13 protein-coding genes and 1 pseudogene are annotated in these 15,200 nt (G+C 45.8%); 3 read left to right on the top strand and 11 right to left on the bottom strand.

The genetic code is table 11. The features are described from left to right. Positions 1-279: 279 nt before the first annotated feature. The 4 genes from ACN4EG_RS24725 to ACN4EG_RS24710 form a co-directional block, all read right to left on the bottom strand. A complete protein-coding gene (locus ACN4EG_RS24725) occupies positions 280-1,848 on the bottom strand; it encodes an ATP-binding protein (protein ID WP_431632948.1) in 1,569 nt (522 codons plus the stop codon). Between the two features lies 1 nt (position 1,849). Then, positions 1,850-2,410, bottom strand: a complete 561-nt coding sequence (locus tag ACN4EG_RS24720; protein ID WP_431632947.1) for a heme NO-binding domain-containing protein — start codon at positions 2,408-2,410, stop codon at positions 1,850-1,852. Positions 2,411-2,653: 243 nt separating this feature from the next. Beyond that, positions 2,654-3,430, bottom strand: coding sequence for a TenA family transcriptional regulator (locus tag ACN4EG_RS24715; RefSeq protein ID WP_431632946.1), 777 nt, complete (start codon positions 3,428-3,430; stop codon positions 2,654-2,656). Further along, entirely contained in the window at positions 3,427-4,077 is a 651-nt protein-coding gene (locus tag ACN4EG_RS24710) for a class I SAM-dependent methyltransferase (RefSeq protein WP_431632945.1), read from the bottom strand. Before ACN4EG_RS24710 ends, ACN4EG_RS24715 begins: the two co-directional genes overlap by 4 nt. Before the next feature lie 1,137 nt (positions 4,078-5,214). Here ACN4EG_RS24710 and ACN4EG_RS24705 point away from each other — a divergent pair. After that, on the top strand, positions 5,215-6,246 hold the full coding sequence (locus ACN4EG_RS24705; protein WP_431632944.1) for a hypothetical protein: 1,032 nt from the start codon (positions 5,215-5,217) through the stop codon (positions 6,244-6,246). Positions 6,247-6,431: 185 nt separating this feature from the next. Then, a pseudogene (locus ACN4EG_RS24700) lies at positions 6,432-6,820 on the top strand (transposase); the annotation flags it as partial. 58 nt (positions 6,821-6,878) lie between these two features. Here ACN4EG_RS24700 and ACN4EG_RS24695 read toward each other — a convergent pair. The 6 genes from ACN4EG_RS24695 to ACN4EG_RS24670 all read right to left on the bottom strand — a co-directional run bounded on the left by ACN4EG_RS24695 (position 6,879) and on the right by ACN4EG_RS24670 (position 13,041). Next, entirely contained in the window at positions 6,879-7,172 is a 294-nt protein-coding gene (locus tag ACN4EG_RS24695; protein ID WP_431632943.1) for a hypothetical protein, read from the bottom strand. A gap of 159 nt (positions 7,173-7,331) precedes the next feature. Continuing rightward, complete coding sequence (locus tag ACN4EG_RS24690) at positions 7,332-8,315, bottom strand: AbiTii domain-containing protein (RefSeq protein ID WP_431632942.1); 984 nt, start codon at positions 8,313-8,315, stop codon at positions 7,332-7,334. Between the two features lie 413 nt (positions 8,316-8,728). After that, positions 8,729-8,950: a hypothetical protein gene (locus ACN4EG_RS24685; protein WP_431632941.1), complete on the bottom strand. Its 222-nt coding sequence runs from the start codon at positions 8,948-8,950 to the stop codon at positions 8,729-8,731. 378 nt (positions 8,951-9,328) lie between these two features. After that, positions 9,329-10,189 carry a cytochrome c biogenesis protein CcdA gene (locus ACN4EG_RS24680; protein ID WP_431632940.1) on the bottom strand — a complete coding sequence of 287 codons (861 nt, stop codon included), beginning with the start codon at positions 10,187-10,189 and terminating at the stop codon, positions 9,329-9,331. A gap of 40 nt (positions 10,190-10,229) precedes the next feature. Next, entirely contained in the window at positions 10,230-11,204 is a 975-nt protein-coding gene (locus ACN4EG_RS24675; RefSeq protein WP_431632939.1) for a hypothetical protein, read from the bottom strand. Between the two features lie 226 nt (positions 11,205-11,430). Further along, on the bottom strand, positions 11,431-13,041 hold the full coding sequence (locus ACN4EG_RS24670; RefSeq protein WP_431632938.1) for a tetratricopeptide repeat protein: 1,611 nt from the start codon (positions 13,039-13,041) through the stop codon (positions 11,431-11,433). 160 nt (positions 13,042-13,201) lie between these two features. On the opposite strand from ACN4EG_RS24670, the gene ACN4EG_RS24665 reads away from it, so the two are divergent. Next, positions 13,202-13,525 (top strand): hypothetical protein, encoded by a 324-nt coding sequence (locus tag ACN4EG_RS24665; protein ID WP_431632937.1) that lies wholly within the window; start codon positions 13,202-13,204, stop codon positions 13,523-13,525. Between the two features lie 178 nt (positions 13,526-13,703). On the opposite strand, the gene recA is transcribed toward ACN4EG_RS24665, so the two are convergent. Continuing rightward, a complete protein-coding gene (gene recA, locus ACN4EG_RS24660; protein WP_431632936.1) occupies positions 13,704-14,813 on the bottom strand; it encodes a recombinase RecA in 1,110 nt (369 codons plus the stop codon). Between the last annotated feature and the right edge of the window lie 387 nt (positions 14,814-15,200).

Genomic DNA, 15,200 nt, shown 5'->3' with positions numbered 1-15,200 from the left:
TGACGATGACGACCAGATTTCTGGGTTCCAGCTATTCCCCGCCGTCATGGAAGGAATAACTTAATGGACAACCTTACGGGATTTTTCGGAGTCCGTCAACTCTCGATTTATTAACTTTTTGTTAGCAAAGTTGTTAGCAAAATTTTCGTTGCGGCACCGGACCAGGTGGCAATGCTGACAGAAGACACGGCGATCGGACTAGCAATCAGAATCGATCGACCCATCAACCTTTCTCGCCTGACGATCTTCTCTACCCAGAAAATCCGATTGCTTCAGAAGTTATGCAGTTGAGTTATATTGCCAGGATTCGGCTGCTCCCTCGCTGAGTGTTCTAGTCAACTTCTCAGATATCTTGATGGGAGACTGTTCGTGAGAATAGAGTCCAACAGTTCTGTCTTCAGAGATCTCTGCTAAGTCAATCAAATTTTGATCTTTGATTTGAGGGGGTAATTGTGTAAATAATTCAAGGATGAATTCTGTGCCTTGATTAGGAGTAGATTTACAAGTTAAAGTTCCTCCATGGGTATCAACAATAATCTTATAACAAATGGATAAGCCTAGCCCTGTTCCCTTCCCGATCGGTTTAGTTGTAAAAAAGGGATCAAAAATTTTGTCGCGGACTGATTCAGGGATTCCTGCACCATTATCAGCAATTCTAATGATTACTTTTCTCTCTGTATTTAAAACTGTTGAAATATAGATACTCAATGGCACCTTTAAGCCAGTTGTATTTAACGTCTGAAAATAGTGTTCCTCTAATGCATCGATCGCATTCGCGATGATATTCATAAAGACTTGATTCAACTGTCCTGAAAAGCACTCTACTGGTGGTAGTGTTCCGTAATCTTTGATGATTTCAATAGCAGGACGTTGTCCATGGGGCTTCAGTCGGTGTTTTAGAATGAGTAATGTACTCTCTAATCCATCATGCAAATTAACCGATTTATGCTCAGCTTCGTCGAGTCGTGAAAAGGTTCGTAGAGAGGTGACAATTTCTCGAATCCGCTCAGTTCCCATCTGCATCGATCGAATCGTCTGTGGAAAATCTTCAATTAAAAAATCTAAGTCGATCTCCTCTGCCAGCTCAGAAATTTGTGGATGCTCTTCTGGATGAATTTTCTGATAGAGAGAAATTAGTTCTAATAATTGGGTAGAATAAGTCAAAACATAGGATAAATTGCCATGAATAAAGTTGACCGGGTTATTTACCTCATGGGCAATTCCAGCCACCATTTGACCTAATCCTGACATTTTTTCAGTTTGGATTAGTTGAGCTTGAGTATCTTGTAGATCTCGTAAAGTTTCTTCTAACCGTTTTGCTTGAGACTCAGCAATTTTAGCCAGATTTTCTTTAATGCGTAGAGCATTTTTAAGCTGAAGCTGCTGTTGCTGTAACTCCTCTGTAAGCCGTTTAGCATCATTGAGAGATGTATTTTTGGTTTGAAGGAGAAATATAAAATCTACGATGGGATCATGAATTGCAAAATCTTTGAGCTTAAGTCCTAAGGGCTCTAAGCTAGATGTGTCCGTAATCCAAGGCGATCCTAAAAAGCAAATTAAATTCTCTTGCTCAAGGTAGATCATTTGTCCCTTGAGCTGCATCTCGTTATGAAGAGAATTCAGAATAAAAAGAGATTTCCGCTGTTTTTTAACTGCCTCAAAAGTAGGCGTAATTTTGGGACGAGTGATCTCAAAGAATCGTTCTAACAAACTTCCGACTAGGGAATTGAGACAGATCCTTTGAAGAACTGGCCCAGCCTGAACAATATTTAAATCAGAATCAAGAATGAAGTGAAACGGAAAAGCTTCTGCAAAGATGTGGGGCGGAAGTGTAATTGAAGGACTCATTTTAATCAACCGAATTAGGCTTGAAGTGAATTAGAAATTCATCGTGATCGGCTCCTGAATCCTTGCTCTCCACTTGAGAGACATCTACTTCTGTGTCGAAACGAGTTCCTAGACCCTTTACTAGGCCCACAACCATTGGTGCTAAACCCTCTCGCTCTGAGCGATACTCAAGACTTAGGACTTGATCATCAACTTCATTACAATCGAAGGAAGGAGGGCGCAATTTTGGAAAACTGACCCCTACCCTGGCATGCAAATTATCCAAATTCTGGAGAAACTCAGGCAGATCATCTCCGCTCATATCCATAAGTTCCCCATAGCCTTCACTGGCAGTAAACTGCACCCAAAATTCCCCAAAGGCTTCCATAATTTGGGCCGGTGAAAGTTCTAAAACTTCGCTTGCTGCCTTGACTAATCGATGAGTGACATCATCCGGATAGCCCTCCATCCGAATAAAGGTGTCCGTCTCTACACTTGCTTTTTCTCGAATCTGCTGCCAAATCTGTTCTCCAAAATGACTTTTCACCATATCCGAGATCGCTTTATTCACGAGTCCGTACATTGGGTTCCTCCTAGGATATGGTGAGTCAGTTCGAACTTCTGGAGTTGACTGTAGTGAGTCTTTCAAAAGTCAGTACAACGCCATTATGATTTATCTGCTATTGTTCCCTGGCTCCCTTCCGATATCACAGTTGGTTAAAGTAAAAAATTGTTACCTCATTCAGATTGCTTCAGACCCAACTGAGACGACTGACTAAAAGCCAATCATGAAATTGCCTGAGTTGAACCCGCTTATTGAGCTTGATTAATTCACAGACTCAGCATAGACAAAGGATCTCAAGGCAAATGCACTCGGTTCAACAGATAGTTGTACTGAAGAAGATAATGCATTCATTTCATCAATACGTCGCTGCACACCATCAAAAAACTGTACTCGCGCATCCAGAGCCTCTAAGATTGCTCGATGAATGTCGATCGCTTGAGTCTCATTGTGAATGCGAGGGGTGAGCAAGGTGGCTAACTTGGCTGCATGACTATCGTCTACATCAATATGAAGCTCAAAAAAGATGAGATCATCTTGAGTTAAAGGTGCGGCTCCTTGAATTCCTTGATAAAGCTGGGAATAAAGAGAATGAACAATGCCCTCTGAGGCAAAGCAGACTGCTCCCAAAGCTGCTAGATAACTATATTGATGGGAAAGATTCAGATAGGTCTGAATCATGGCCTGAGTTTCCGGCGTGGCTGGGAACTCCCTCAAGTTTGCGTCAGGGATGCCGATCGCGCGTGTGAATCGTCGGAACAGTTCTGGATGGGCGTAACTGAGATCGCCCTGTCCCATCTCATCAAATAAATTATCTAGAATGACCCACTGGGCTTCTTCATCGGGACAACAAGATAGAATGCTTGCTAGAATTCGATTGAATTCCTTGGAGAACTTGTACATTTGAACTGCCAGGATCTGTACTTCTGGTAACGTAAGTTCTCCCTCACGGCAGCGTTGTAAAAAAGGATGCTGCCATAGATCATGGTTGTGAGCTAGATCATGAAAAGTTTGGATGAATGGTGAAGTTTCAAGTTTCATCGTACGACCTGTATAGCCAAGTGAAGTGGAAAATCAAAGAGGGGCTGAAAGAATGCTTCATCTAGCTGGACATGTTCAGGAGTAACCCTGAGTTCTTTGACGATCGGTAAAGTTTGAAAACCAACTTTACGCAGTACATCGAAATAGTCCTCTAGCGTTTTATGGACTAGTTGGACATCCAGCCAGGTTCCATCTCGCTTCCAAATACGACCCGGAAAAATGTGATTACGCTGACTAAAGTACTTAGTTTCTTCGACTTGAAAGTAGAAAGGATAGTCGGCCTTACGCATGTAAGGAAAAGCGGGATGGGGAACACTGAAAATAAATTGACCTTGGGGGCGGAGCACCCTGATGACTTCTGTCATGCACTGCTGCATTTGTTCGATCGTCAAATAATTGAATAAAAAGACAGCCAGTACCTTGTCAAAGCTCGCATCTGCAATGTGGGATAAATCAGTAGCGCATCCGGATGAATAGTGAATTCCGAGGGGAGTAGCTTGTTCTTGTGCCAGAGCTGCTTCAATCATGCCCTCAGAGAGATCCATTCCATAGACTTCCTGAGCTCCCCGACGCATTAACTCTCGGCTACAGTAGCCTTCTCCACACCCTAGATCTAGAATTCGTTGCCCTTGGACAGGCTCACACATGCCTAGAACAATAGGTCTGGCAGTGAAATCTGAAAGCGAAATAGGTTCCCCTCGCATCCAGCGAGAGGCTGACCGATTGTATAAGTTTTGAGTGGAGGACGATGGTGATGACATAGGGGGTAGGGAAGTCTAGATCAATGTATCGAAGGATCGAACTAACTCTTCTTAAACTGGCGCGACTGAATCGTGAATCACTGTTAATTTCTCTGATCGTTTAATTGAAGCTCTGCCAACTGATCTTGGAAGATCTATGAAATTTCAGAACGTTCAAAAACATACTATACCAAGCTAACTAGGGGTTGAACCTATGTGGTGAGATGCGTTATTTCACAACACTCAATACTGCATTCTAGCGAGATTGAAGATACTGGAAATAGTACTGATTGCATGAGTATGACACTGTTTGAAGCAAACTGGAATGGGTAAAAATCCAGATTCATTTTTGACTGATCTTTAAAGTTTCAGCCTACCTAGGTTACCCGATTACAACGATTTAACTCACCAACTCCTGTAATTCTCCAAAAATTTAAAAAACTGAGTTGTCAATAATCAGTAATTTCCCGGATGTTTTATGTAGATTGCATGAGGTCGTAGTCATTCACTGTAATTATTTATTGAGTCAAGTAGGTACTTCGCAAGAGCCTATCATGATGGACAGAGGCAAATGAGTTTTTGAATGTCATGAATTCAGAAACTGATAAACAACGATCAATGTTAAATATTTTCTGTAGTTTTTATCAGCGCTGCATTTAATTTAATCGTAAAATTGATCTTTTCTAGTGCTGAATACGGATTTCTGTGATTGCACGTATGAAATTTCGTTGAAAATACAGTTTATTTTTTAATCAAAATAGCTTAGACCCAGTAATAGCCTTTTGTTGATTTACTAGCGATTGATTCGCCAACATTCAAACTGAATGTTGATAGATAGAGATATTGGTTGAGGCGCAGTAGTTAGCTACTATTTTTGTTTGCTCACAAACCATTTTATCCTTTTCGATCGATTTCTCCAGCGATGAGTTTGATCGAAGTTGAATGTCTCCAATCTAATGAATTGGTTGCAATATTCTGAATAAGAATTTTTGGCATCAGGGACTTAGATTTATTGTTGTCATTTTTTAGAGATCATTGAGTGCTATGTCTCAGACTGTTGTGTCTCAGAATGTAATGACCCAGGAATGGATGCAGAAAATTAGCCAAGAGCAGGCAATGGCATTTTCTGAGCTAGGCGATCGCTTATTCAATGAATTAGCGAGCCGGATGGCCACTCGTCATCAGTATCGGCTTTTGTTTGAACATACGCTCCAGCCAGCCCTTTTTCAACAAATTCGCACAGCTGCAGCTGGATACATTTCTGCCTGTCTAAACAGCCCCATTATTCTGTCTGAACAGGACATGCTTGAGCGATTGTTAGAAGCCCGTGAGCAAAATAGGCTACCTAACTATCTAGGGACGGGGCTGCTAGTACCTAAAAAGGAGCATATTTTAGCGTTTAACCTGCTTCAAAAAAGTGTGGCCGATGCTTTCTGCCAACTAGGTGGGAATGATTTGATTGACGCGGTCGATCTTCCCGTCAATCTTCGCATGGTTTATGGCAAAACCAGCGCTGAGGTGTTGAAGCTGCCGTTTACCAGTATGAAGCGTCATAGTGATGTCTGGAATGGTGTTCATCCCGATGCTACTGTTGTTGTTTTGCCCTTGTTTGGTGACATCGACAATATCACGATCGAAGCGGGGGAAATGCCCCGAGAAATGGAACTGCCAGCCATGCGTCTCATGTCCGACTTTAATGATGGGCGTGACATTCCCATGGTTGTTTCCTATGACGAAGCCAAAATGCAGCATGGCACCATGTATTTCAATGATGCGCGGGGCTTACACCAGACCGTTCGGCGCGTCTCCCACGGCTTGCGAATTTCGATCGATTTCCGCTTCCGTCGTAAATTCAACGAGCAATATCGGGCCATGATTGCCCCCGAAGCCATGAAACGTCCCAATACAGGCAACTTTGAGCAAGACATGTGTGTGCCCTACGAGGATTGGTTGAAGGTAGGGCGGGAGACGATGTTGATTTTTGATGAAACGATGGAAGAAGCAAAACTGCGTCGCCAGGTCGGGGATGTACCTCTCTATATTCGGGATTATCGTCTCCTGTCTTTGAACCAGTAGCTTGTTTTGAATGAGTCGTTAGCGACCGATCAACGGGTTAACACGACTCAATTTTCCCATGGCGGATAGAAACTCAATTTGCGGATGGCACCTAGTAGTAATGAACCTATCAGAAGGACATTCTCTAGGGTTTCATCCGCAATTTATAGCCGTAATAAGATTGTTAGGACAATCTTATTACGGCTTCATTGTATGAAACGTTAAGGGCTCAACCTTGCGAGGGCAGCTATTTCCTGCAAGTGGCGGGAGATCCGCGTCGCCACCAGATGCCCCGAGAAGCCTTGATCACCGTGCGTCGAGCTAGGGTGGTGATTCAACGTATCCACCCAGTGTTCAACTCTATGCCGTGGAAGCCCAAGAAGTCAGTGCACCAACCGGTCAAACGCCCATTCATTGGCGATTGTTGACCACCCATGAAGTGTGCAGCTTGGAGCAAGCTCTGCAAGTTATCCAATGGTATTGCTGGCGCTGGCGGATTGAACAATTATTTGCCACCCTCAAACAAGCCGGATTAAATTTAGAATCCACGCAACTCGAATCCGTCGAATCCATAAGGATCAGCGTAGTTACTGCCTTTGAAGATGAAGGAAGCAATGTCGGTGTCGATCAAAAGTAGACCCATGGGAGTTTGTTTAGGCTAGCTCTTGGCGTTGCTGTTGTAAGAATGCTAGAAACTCTTCGATCGAGTCTTCTGCGGGCCAAAAGTCAGCGGCGAGATCTTGGAGGTTTTCAACAATCTTGGGGGATTGAGTGGCTTGTAGCTGCTGGAGTGAGATGCCTTGCCGAAACTGAAGACTGAGTGCTTTAAGGTCTGTTGAGAAATTGGAGGGTAAGCTGCTTTGCATCAGAATTTGTAGCAGTTGTAGGTGCTCGGTGGGCGAAAGGGGTTGTATGGCTGCAATTGCGGCTTCGAGGGAGGGGGTCATGGTATGCCTCCATAGGGAGATAGTTCTATTCTGCCTGAATTCGCTCAAAAATATGACCCCGATCGCTGCGAGGACGTGAAGGCGCGACGCGGCGCATGATTGAAATTACCCGATACTGACAGGTGTAGATCAGGGTGCGTTGGGACTGTTTGATAGGACTTACAACAACGTCATTCCTGCGGCAATTAAATTGATGATTGCTGTAATAAACTCAGTCGCACCCGAAGCCTTGCTCAGCAAATTTTTAGCTTTTTCCATAGGCTTTAAGACTGCCTCCTTGTTAGGATCTGGCTTCCTTGCTTCTTGAATGGCACTAGCTAACTCATAATCTACATCTGTAACCAACTCTGCATCTATCACTTGAGCCTCACCAGCCTTGAAAAGCTGGCTCTTCAATTTTTGCAACTCCCGGATAAATTCCGCTGTATCTTGAACTTTACCAATACTAGTATTGCCCTCGATATAAATATCTCGTGCTGCATTATTCTGACTGTATACCTGCTGATCACGTTGGTCGAAAGTTGCCACAGATCCTCCTTGTGAGTTGTTATAAATTATGACTGACACAAGCTTTTCAACTTGATCACTCATTGCTCGATCTTCCACTTTCCAGGGAAGATCGCTGAGTTCGAGAACAAAATCTTGTAAACGACTACGAACAGTTAACAGAATTTGAGCAAACACACTTGAGGTAACAGGTCTTTTCACTTGGTGACACTGATACCCACCATGTGCCAATTGCTCTTGATTATAAAGATTCCAAATGGTGATATGTTCAGCAGGCCAATCAAAAGATATAGAGTCTTCTCTTGATGCTAATTCCTCTACCGTTTGAATACCTTCAGTAAAATGAACCTTGTTAGCTGTTTCCTGAAACCAGTCGGGTGTGTTGTACAGGGAAATTGGTATGTTGCTGTAGCCATTCCATCCATTAAAGATGTAACCAAGCAGCGGAGTGTGAATAACACGATAGTCAGGCACTTCCTTAGAGTTAGGATAGCCGTCTACCTCATGCTTGACCCATTGCTTAAAACTGTCATTCTTCAACTTATGAGCCAAAAGCTTTGCTTTCAGCAAAATTGTGCTGAGTGATGCTTCAGACGAGAGGATATCTTTCTGAATACTTTCAACAATCTCATTCATTAGAGCGAATGTAATTTTGTTGATGAGATCATAGCTCAGCTCTTAGGTGTATTTGTACTATAAATATAATTAATTTAAGTAGAGATTACCGAACCTTTGTATTTGATGCATGAAAATTAGCTTTTTGTACTGCCCTAAACAATAACCTAAGCAACCTAACGTAAAGTTCACCTGCTGCAAGTTTATTTTGCTGAAACCAGCGTAACATTGCCAGTCGGGTGAGATGATCGGTTAGTCTAAGCCAACAATGAAATTTTTCTAGATTTTTCGCCTCAAAATAACTGTTCACTAAGCAATCGGAAAAGTAGATCGCAGGTGCATCACACAAATGGGTGAGAAAGGATCGCCCGAGCTGAAGTGTCCACAGACTACAAAAAGACTCTGCAACCTGTGGGACACCAATGCTTCAACCGTTAACGCAGACGTTCGCGGCTGAGGATGCTGATGTATTGGTTGTCGGAATGCACGATCGGCATGGGTTTGCTCCAATGAATCCGATCGACGTACCGTAACGCATGAAATTGATTAATCGTGTCTTGAATGAATTCCAGATGACCGATTAAGTGAAGTTGTAAGCGTTGTGGGCCATGTTGAACCGTACGATCGCTCGGATCGATAGAACCTGTAAAACACATATTGAGCTTCTCCTTGTAGTGAACCTAAGAAGCCCCAAAATTTAGAGCCACCCCGTTTGACATCACAAACAAGAGTGGCTCGGTCAGATGTTAAAATCCTCATCAAGCCTCCTTGCTGCTTACTCAGCGAGGGGGAATAGCTACCCGGAGTTGTGTCCAGCAACAAAGGGTAGTGCTCTAAATTGTTGGGAACCCAGCGACCCCATGCTTCATGCCGACCCGTTGAAAGAAGGATGTCCATGGCGATCGCTATGAGAAACTACCGTACAAACAAACTAGGGCGCTGTCAATCCGTAATTAAAAACGTTAATCCCGGTATCATTTTTTACCTGTACCACTTAAAGTTGCAGTCATCGATCGCTTAATCCTCGATTAAATCTAGGTCAGCCTAGCGGCAATCCATTGCCCCCCATTCACCAGATAAAATCCGCCGATCAACAGCAACGCAAAACTGGCAAACCGAGTAATGGTTTCTGCATGACCCAACAATCCCCTCGTCTGCTTCACCAGACCTGCAAATAAACTCGCAAAAAAAATAATTGCAGTATAGCCCAGCGAGTAACCCACCATCACCATCGCCCCCTGGAGTTGGGAACCCGTAGCCGCCGCCGCTGAAAGCACCGAAAACATAATGGGACTAGTGCAAGGGGAACTGACGAACGCAAAAGTAACACCCACCCCATAGGGGCCAGTGAAAAATGCCTGCAACCCCGGTCGATCGTGGCCTTGGGCGATCGTTAGAGGTTGGGATAGCCATTGTGGAACGCGAGGCAGATGGATAAGATTGGCTAAGCTCAACCCCATCAGAATAATCAATACGCCGACTGCAACCTGAAAGTAACCCGTGAACTTAATTAAAACAAATCCTGCAAAGGATGAGAAAACACCAAATAAACTCAGAATTGTCACGACGCCTAGTACAAAAGCTGCCGCCTTAGACAACGCATCCCAACGCGATTGAATATCCCGCGTCCCAATGTAACTTAAATTAACAGGTAGCAAAGATAGAATACAGGGCGAAATACTAGCAACCAATCCTCCGAGAAATGCTAAACTGATGAGCGAAGGTAACCCACTGGTTTGCTGCTTGCGGAACCAGAGGTGATATTGCATTGCTACATAATTCACCCAACCATCAAACTGTCGGGCTAAGGGACTTTGGCTGAGCCAGTGCACCATGACGGCTGAGAGCACACTTCCCAACCCCAACGCCAAGACTATCAGGAACTTTTTGGCCATGTTAAATTGTCAATCAAGAAGGGCAATTCAGTGAACAACCTTATTCATTAAAATTTCGCGGGCCTTGATAGCCAGATAAATCAGCCAACTCTTCTAGGGAAATGCCGCCTCTGCGGTACTCCCCATTAATTTCCCAAGTGGGATAGGCTTCAATTTCCGCCGCATCACAACGATCGGATTGGGGCGTTGTCCCTCTGGGGTCACATTCAATGTAATTAAATTGATACCGAGCTTCGCGAAACAGTTCTTTCTGCCAATTACACACCGAACACCAATAGGTTCCATACATCTTGGCATTAATGGTATTGAGATGTTGGGCCAATGCCATTTCAGCCGACTGGGGAGCCGTTGCCGTGGCAGCGCTAGGGGCAGCGCTAACGGAGGAAGCTGGGGACGGAGATAGAGTAGGATTCTCTAGCGACTGGAGACTGGTTCTAGCGACTTCGGCATTGGCGGAATCACCCTGTTGAGTTAAGAGCGTCGAGGCTTTCCGCAGATCCCCGATCGCCTTTGTTTTTTGACCCAAATTGACATATTCGTCGGCCCGATTCATATACGCCAGTGCCAGAGAGCCGTTCAACTTAATGGCTAAGTTAAAGTCTTTGAGTGCTGCGGTGGAATTGCCAAGACTCGAGTAAGCAATCCCGCGATTCAGGTAGGCTTCTGAAAATTTGCTATTCCATTTAATGGCTTGATTCAAGTCTTGAATTGCACCTTTATAATTAAATTTCGCGATTTTACCTACGCCTTGATTGTTGAATGCAATTGCCTTCGTCTGTGCAGGGCTGAGGGGGAGCGTTGTAGCCGGTATTTTAGCCGATACTTTAGCGGGTGTTTTCGTCTTTTGTGGTTGTGCTGCCAAGGCCGTTGCTTGGGGCTTGGGATCTGGCGGAGATTGCTCTGACTCAAGGATTGTACATCCCCCAGTCAACAAACCCATCCCAAACACGATCGGGATTATCCATCCAAGCTGCCAACCCTTGACCAGGAAAATGATGCGAGAGGTCGCGTTCATAGGGAAAAGTCCCACAGGAGTTAATAAGAAGACAGGAGCAACGAACCAGAAATTGGTGATTATGGAAGATAAATTCAGTTGTAGCCTGCTGATTTCCTGAATGTAAGAAATGTAGTTTTTTGTTACTGAAAAATCTAACTTGCAGCCATTTTCCGACTGGGGCCCCTGTTACCGTATGATTTCCAACTCAGCAGCTTGTTGATTGATGGCATCCTCGATCGCGGTATTACCTTTTCCGCTCCGGTAGTCGGGCAGGCAAAGACCAAACATTTGCTAGATTCAGCCAGCGTTGTTGTAACTGCTTCACCCGCCGGTTATCCGTTAGCGAACCGACCAAATCACCCGTGGTTTTTCGCAGAACTGCCCGATCGGTCAACGCAAGCTCCGACGCCGGATCTGCCGCGATCGCGCGATTTAAATCTTCCATTGCTGCTGTTGTTTGTTTCGTTTGCTGATAGGCTTTAGCACGACCGATTAACGCCAGGGAAAAATTCGGATCAATTGCCAAGGCTTGGGTAAAATCCGCGATCGCCCGATCGAACTGTTCCTGCTCCAAATAGGCCGATCCGCGCGCTTGGTAAACCAAGGAAAACTTAGGGTTGAGTTGAAGGGCTTTATCAAAATCCGCGATCGCTCCATCCACTCGTCCCGCTTTGAGCCGCTGGCTACCCCGGTGAAAGTAGGCAGGCGCATAGTTAGGATCCTTGGTAACCGCCGCCTCCAAGAAATCACTCTCTTGATCGCGTACCAATAAATCCAAACCCGCTCGAATTAATTCGGGAGCTGTTTCTGCTAGTTTCAGCGTAGGAATTTCGGCTTGGATGCCCGCCTTGGGTAGAGGAGGAGAGGCTGGAAAGACTTGCAGTAACGGCCTGCCTTGGGTCAGATTCAGCTCCGCTTGTCGAGCGTCAGCCTTGGCCTGGGACAAATCTCCTAACGCAACGTGCAACTTACAGCGCTGCTTATAAATATCAGACTTTTCGAAGCGTGAAGAGGTACTGTTAAGCGCCCGATCGTAGTCCGCTAAAGCCTGCGATCGCTGATTTGCTAAGGCGTACAAATTCCCCCGATCCATATAAAGCTCATGGAGATCCGCACTGACCCGACCTAGCAAAAATGCCCAATTTTTGTCATTGCTTTGTTTTGCCGCCACCAATTTAATCGCTTGGGTGTAGTTCTGAATCGCGCTTTGCCAGTTTTGGAGCTGCTGGTAAGCATAGGCACGATGTAGCAAGTACTCAAAGCCACGGGGATGTTCAGCCACTAAGCGATCGTACTCAGCGATCGCGCCTTGCCAATTGCCCATTCCTTCCAAACTCTGTACCAGCCGTACCTGGACTTCCTCATGCTCCGGCTCCAATTCCAACACCCGGCGGTAGTCCGCGATCGCGCTAGCAAAATCCCTAAAATCGCGCTGTTTCAGCCAGCCCCGCTGTTGGTACGCATCCCCATAATTCGGAGCCAATTCGATCGCACGGCTGATCGCAGCTAGCCGAATTTCTGAGTTGGAAGATTCCTGGGCAATTTCATAGAAGGCGGCAGGCGTTTTTGGCAAATCAAATAATCGTGCTGACTGGGCGTATCCCGGCCAAGCATCCGCTGCCAAAGGACTCACTTCCAGCAACAAGGGACTCGCGGCACAAATCGCTTTCGCTTGGGCCGCGTTCGGAAGTTGCGGTTGCCGGGAAGCCGCGATCGCGGCATCTACGCCCATACTGCTGAACAATCCACCCAGGAGGCAAATAACGCCAACCTTGCACCCCTGCCCCACGGTTAACTGACCAACCTTCAACCCATTCCCAAAAAGTCGTCTACCCCGTTTAGGTGAGTAGAACAAAGCTATCTGTGATCTTGTTCTGGCCATATCCTAGTTCACTGATTGAATGACGACTGATTTGCAATCTTTCTGGCACCATTTTAGAAATTTATTTTTTCAAAATGTGATAAATCACTCTGTAGAGGGAATTCTAAAACAGACCTTTTAGGAGAATACTTGCATGCGACGTCCCCCCCATGCCATCCATCCCAAAATCAGCACCATGCCCCGTCCCAAAACCGAGGCTAGTCAATACCTGGATCTGTACAAAATGGCGATCGAAAAAAGCCGCCTCGAAAACGAACTGGCCACGATCGAACAGCGCCGTCTCCAGATTGAACAGCGACTGGAACAACTGACCCAAAAGGCAGTTGAACTAGAGCAATCCGCATTACCGGCCACTGTCGTTACCCATCATGATTCGATCCGTGCAGAATCTAAGCCTGCTATCCGGTTACCTGTACTGAATCGATCGGACTATCAGACCTTTGTGCTGGAGTATTAGTTGAGAACCCCTGATTTGGTGATTTTAGTTGAATTCTAGACCAGACTCCTTTCGCACACGCTACACTCGACAACCTATGAGACCAGATATAAAAAAGGGTTCACGATTGTGAACCCTTTTACCCTATCTAGCGGAAACATTCGTCCAAACCAGCGCTTGCACCTAAACGAGCAATTGCCTACTGGTCAGCCTCCGGATCAAACTCGTCTTCCTCTTCATCCTCCGGCTCACTATGACCCACCGTATTTGCCGACACCTGCGCCCCCATCTCTAGTTTTTCCCGCACCAGTTTTTCAATTTCCTGGGAGAGTTCAGGCTTGTCTTCAAGATATTTAATGGCGTTGTCACGACCTTGGCTGATGTTGTCGCCGTTGTAGCTGTACCAAGCACCCTTGCGAGAAATGACATTGGTTTCTTCGGCTAGATCCACTAAGCAGCCCAGCGTCGAAATTCCCTTCCCGAAAATCACATCAAACTCCGCAATCCGGAAGGGCGGCGCGACTTTATTCTTAGCAACCTTCACTTTTGCCCGAATCCCAAATTCTTCGTTGCCCTTCTTCAGGGTTTGAATCCGGCGAATGTCTAAGCGAACCGAAGCGTAATATTTCAGCGCCTGACCACCTGTTGTCGTTTCTGGGCTACCGTAGGTGACCCCGATCTTCTGGCGCAATTGGTTTAGGAAGACGACGGTACAACCGGACTTACCAATGTTTCCCGTAATTTTCCGGAGGGCTTGGCTCATCAACCGCGCTTGCAGACCCACGTGGGAGTCGCCCATTTCCCCTTCAATTTCCGCACGGGGTACCAGCGCCGCCACCGAGTCGATAACGACAATATCCACCGCCGCCGATCGCACCAGTTGATCGACAATTTCTAAGGCCGCTTCCCCAGTATCGGGCTGGGATACGAGGAGGTTGTCAATGTCTACACCCAGATTGGCGGCATAGGTCGGATCAAGGGCGTGCTCTGCATCCACGAAGGCTGCGATGCCCCCTTGCTTCTGCACTTCCGCAACGGCATGGAGCGCCACCGTTGTCTTACCGGAACTTTCTGGGCCGTAAATTTCAATGACCCGACCCTTCGGCATTCCGCCCCCCAGCGCCAGATCCAGCGTCAGCGCTCCACTGGGGATGGTTTCCACTTTCATGCGGGTGGCATCACCGAGGCGCATGATGCTGCCCTTACCAAAGTTGCGTTCAATTTGCCCGAGGACTAAATTCAGGGCTTTTTGCTTATCAGCATTTGCCTTATCGGCGGCGTTATCCGAGGAGGATGCTTTGGGCGGCATTCGTGAACTATCCTTTGAACGTGTAGGATTTTTGGAGCTTGGCGCTTCTGCCAATGGCATATCCCAGTCTAGCGATTCTTTAGCCAAGGTTCTCACCCACCTCTTATAACACAGAAGTTTACTGATAGAACAAATATATCATAAAAACCAGAGTGAGTAGAACAAATTTATCATTTTGCGGGTAGCGATCGCAGATTTCAGCCCCGAAGCGTTCTACAATCAGCAGATAGTCTGGGAAAAAGCTGACGAACTTATGGGTAGGAGAGTAGGAGGGTAGGAGGGTAGGAGTTTCTCAACAAAGTCTTGATTTGAAGGTTTTGTAATAGACGTGTTGGGAAATAATGGATAATGTGAAGCAGTAGCCCAGAGCCTTCTCATGCTGAATCT

This window comes from Alkalinema pantanalense CENA528 (genome assembly GCF_050753345.1).
GTDB lineage: Bacteria > Cyanobacteriota > Cyanobacteriia > Leptolyngbyales > Leptolyngbyaceae > Alkalinema > Alkalinema pantanalense.
The sequence above is the reverse complement of the archived record's forward strand: the minus strand, read 5'-3'. Positions and strand labels throughout refer to the sequence as shown.

Excerpts from the sequence above, each read along its gene's own strand:
- ACN4EG_RS24680 (WP_431632940.1), bottom strand. The coding sequence starts at position 10,189 with ATGGCCAAAAAGTTCCTGATAGTCTTGGCGTTGGGGTTGGGAAGTGTG.
- ACN4EG_RS24665 (WP_431632937.1), top strand. The coding sequence starts at position 13,202 with ATGCGACGTCCCCCCCATGCCATCCATCCCAAAATCAGCACCATGCCC.
- ACN4EG_RS24720 (WP_431632947.1), bottom strand. The coding sequence starts at position 2,410 with ATGTACGGACTCGTGAATAAAGCGATCTCGGATATGGTGAAAAGTCAT.
- ACN4EG_RS24710 (WP_431632945.1), bottom strand. The coding sequence starts at position 4,077 with ATGTGTGAGCCTGTCCAAGGGCAACGAATTCTAGATCTAGGGTGTGGA.
- ACN4EG_RS24675 (WP_431632939.1), bottom strand. The coding sequence starts at position 11,204 with ATGAACGCGACCTCTCGCATCATTTTCCTGGTCAAGGGTTGGCAGCTT.
- ACN4EG_RS24695 (WP_431632943.1), bottom strand. The coding sequence starts at position 7,172 with ATGACCCCCTCCCTCGAAGCCGCAATTGCAGCCATACAACCCCTTTCG.
- ACN4EG_RS24715 (WP_431632946.1), bottom strand. The coding sequence starts at position 3,430 with ATGAAACTTGAAACTTCACCATTCATCCAAACTTTTCATGATCTAGCT.
- ACN4EG_RS24685 (WP_431632941.1), bottom strand. The coding sequence starts at position 8,950 with ATGTGTTTTACAGGTTCTATCGATCCGAGCGATCGTACGGTTCAACAT.
- ACN4EG_RS24690 (WP_431632942.1), bottom strand. The coding sequence starts at position 8,315 with ATGAATGAGATTGTTGAAAGTATTCAGAAAGATATCCTCTCGTCTGAA.
- ACN4EG_RS24705 (WP_431632944.1), top strand. The coding sequence starts at position 5,215 with ATGTCTCAGACTGTTGTGTCTCAGAATGTAATGACCCAGGAATGGATG.
- ACN4EG_RS24725 (WP_431632948.1), bottom strand. The coding sequence starts at position 1,848 with ATGAGTCCTTCAATTACACTTCCGCCCCACATCTTTGCAGAAGCTTTT.
- recA (WP_431632936.1), bottom strand. The coding sequence starts at position 14,813 with ATGCCGCCCAAAGCATCCTCCTCGGATAACGCCGCCGATAAGGCAAAT.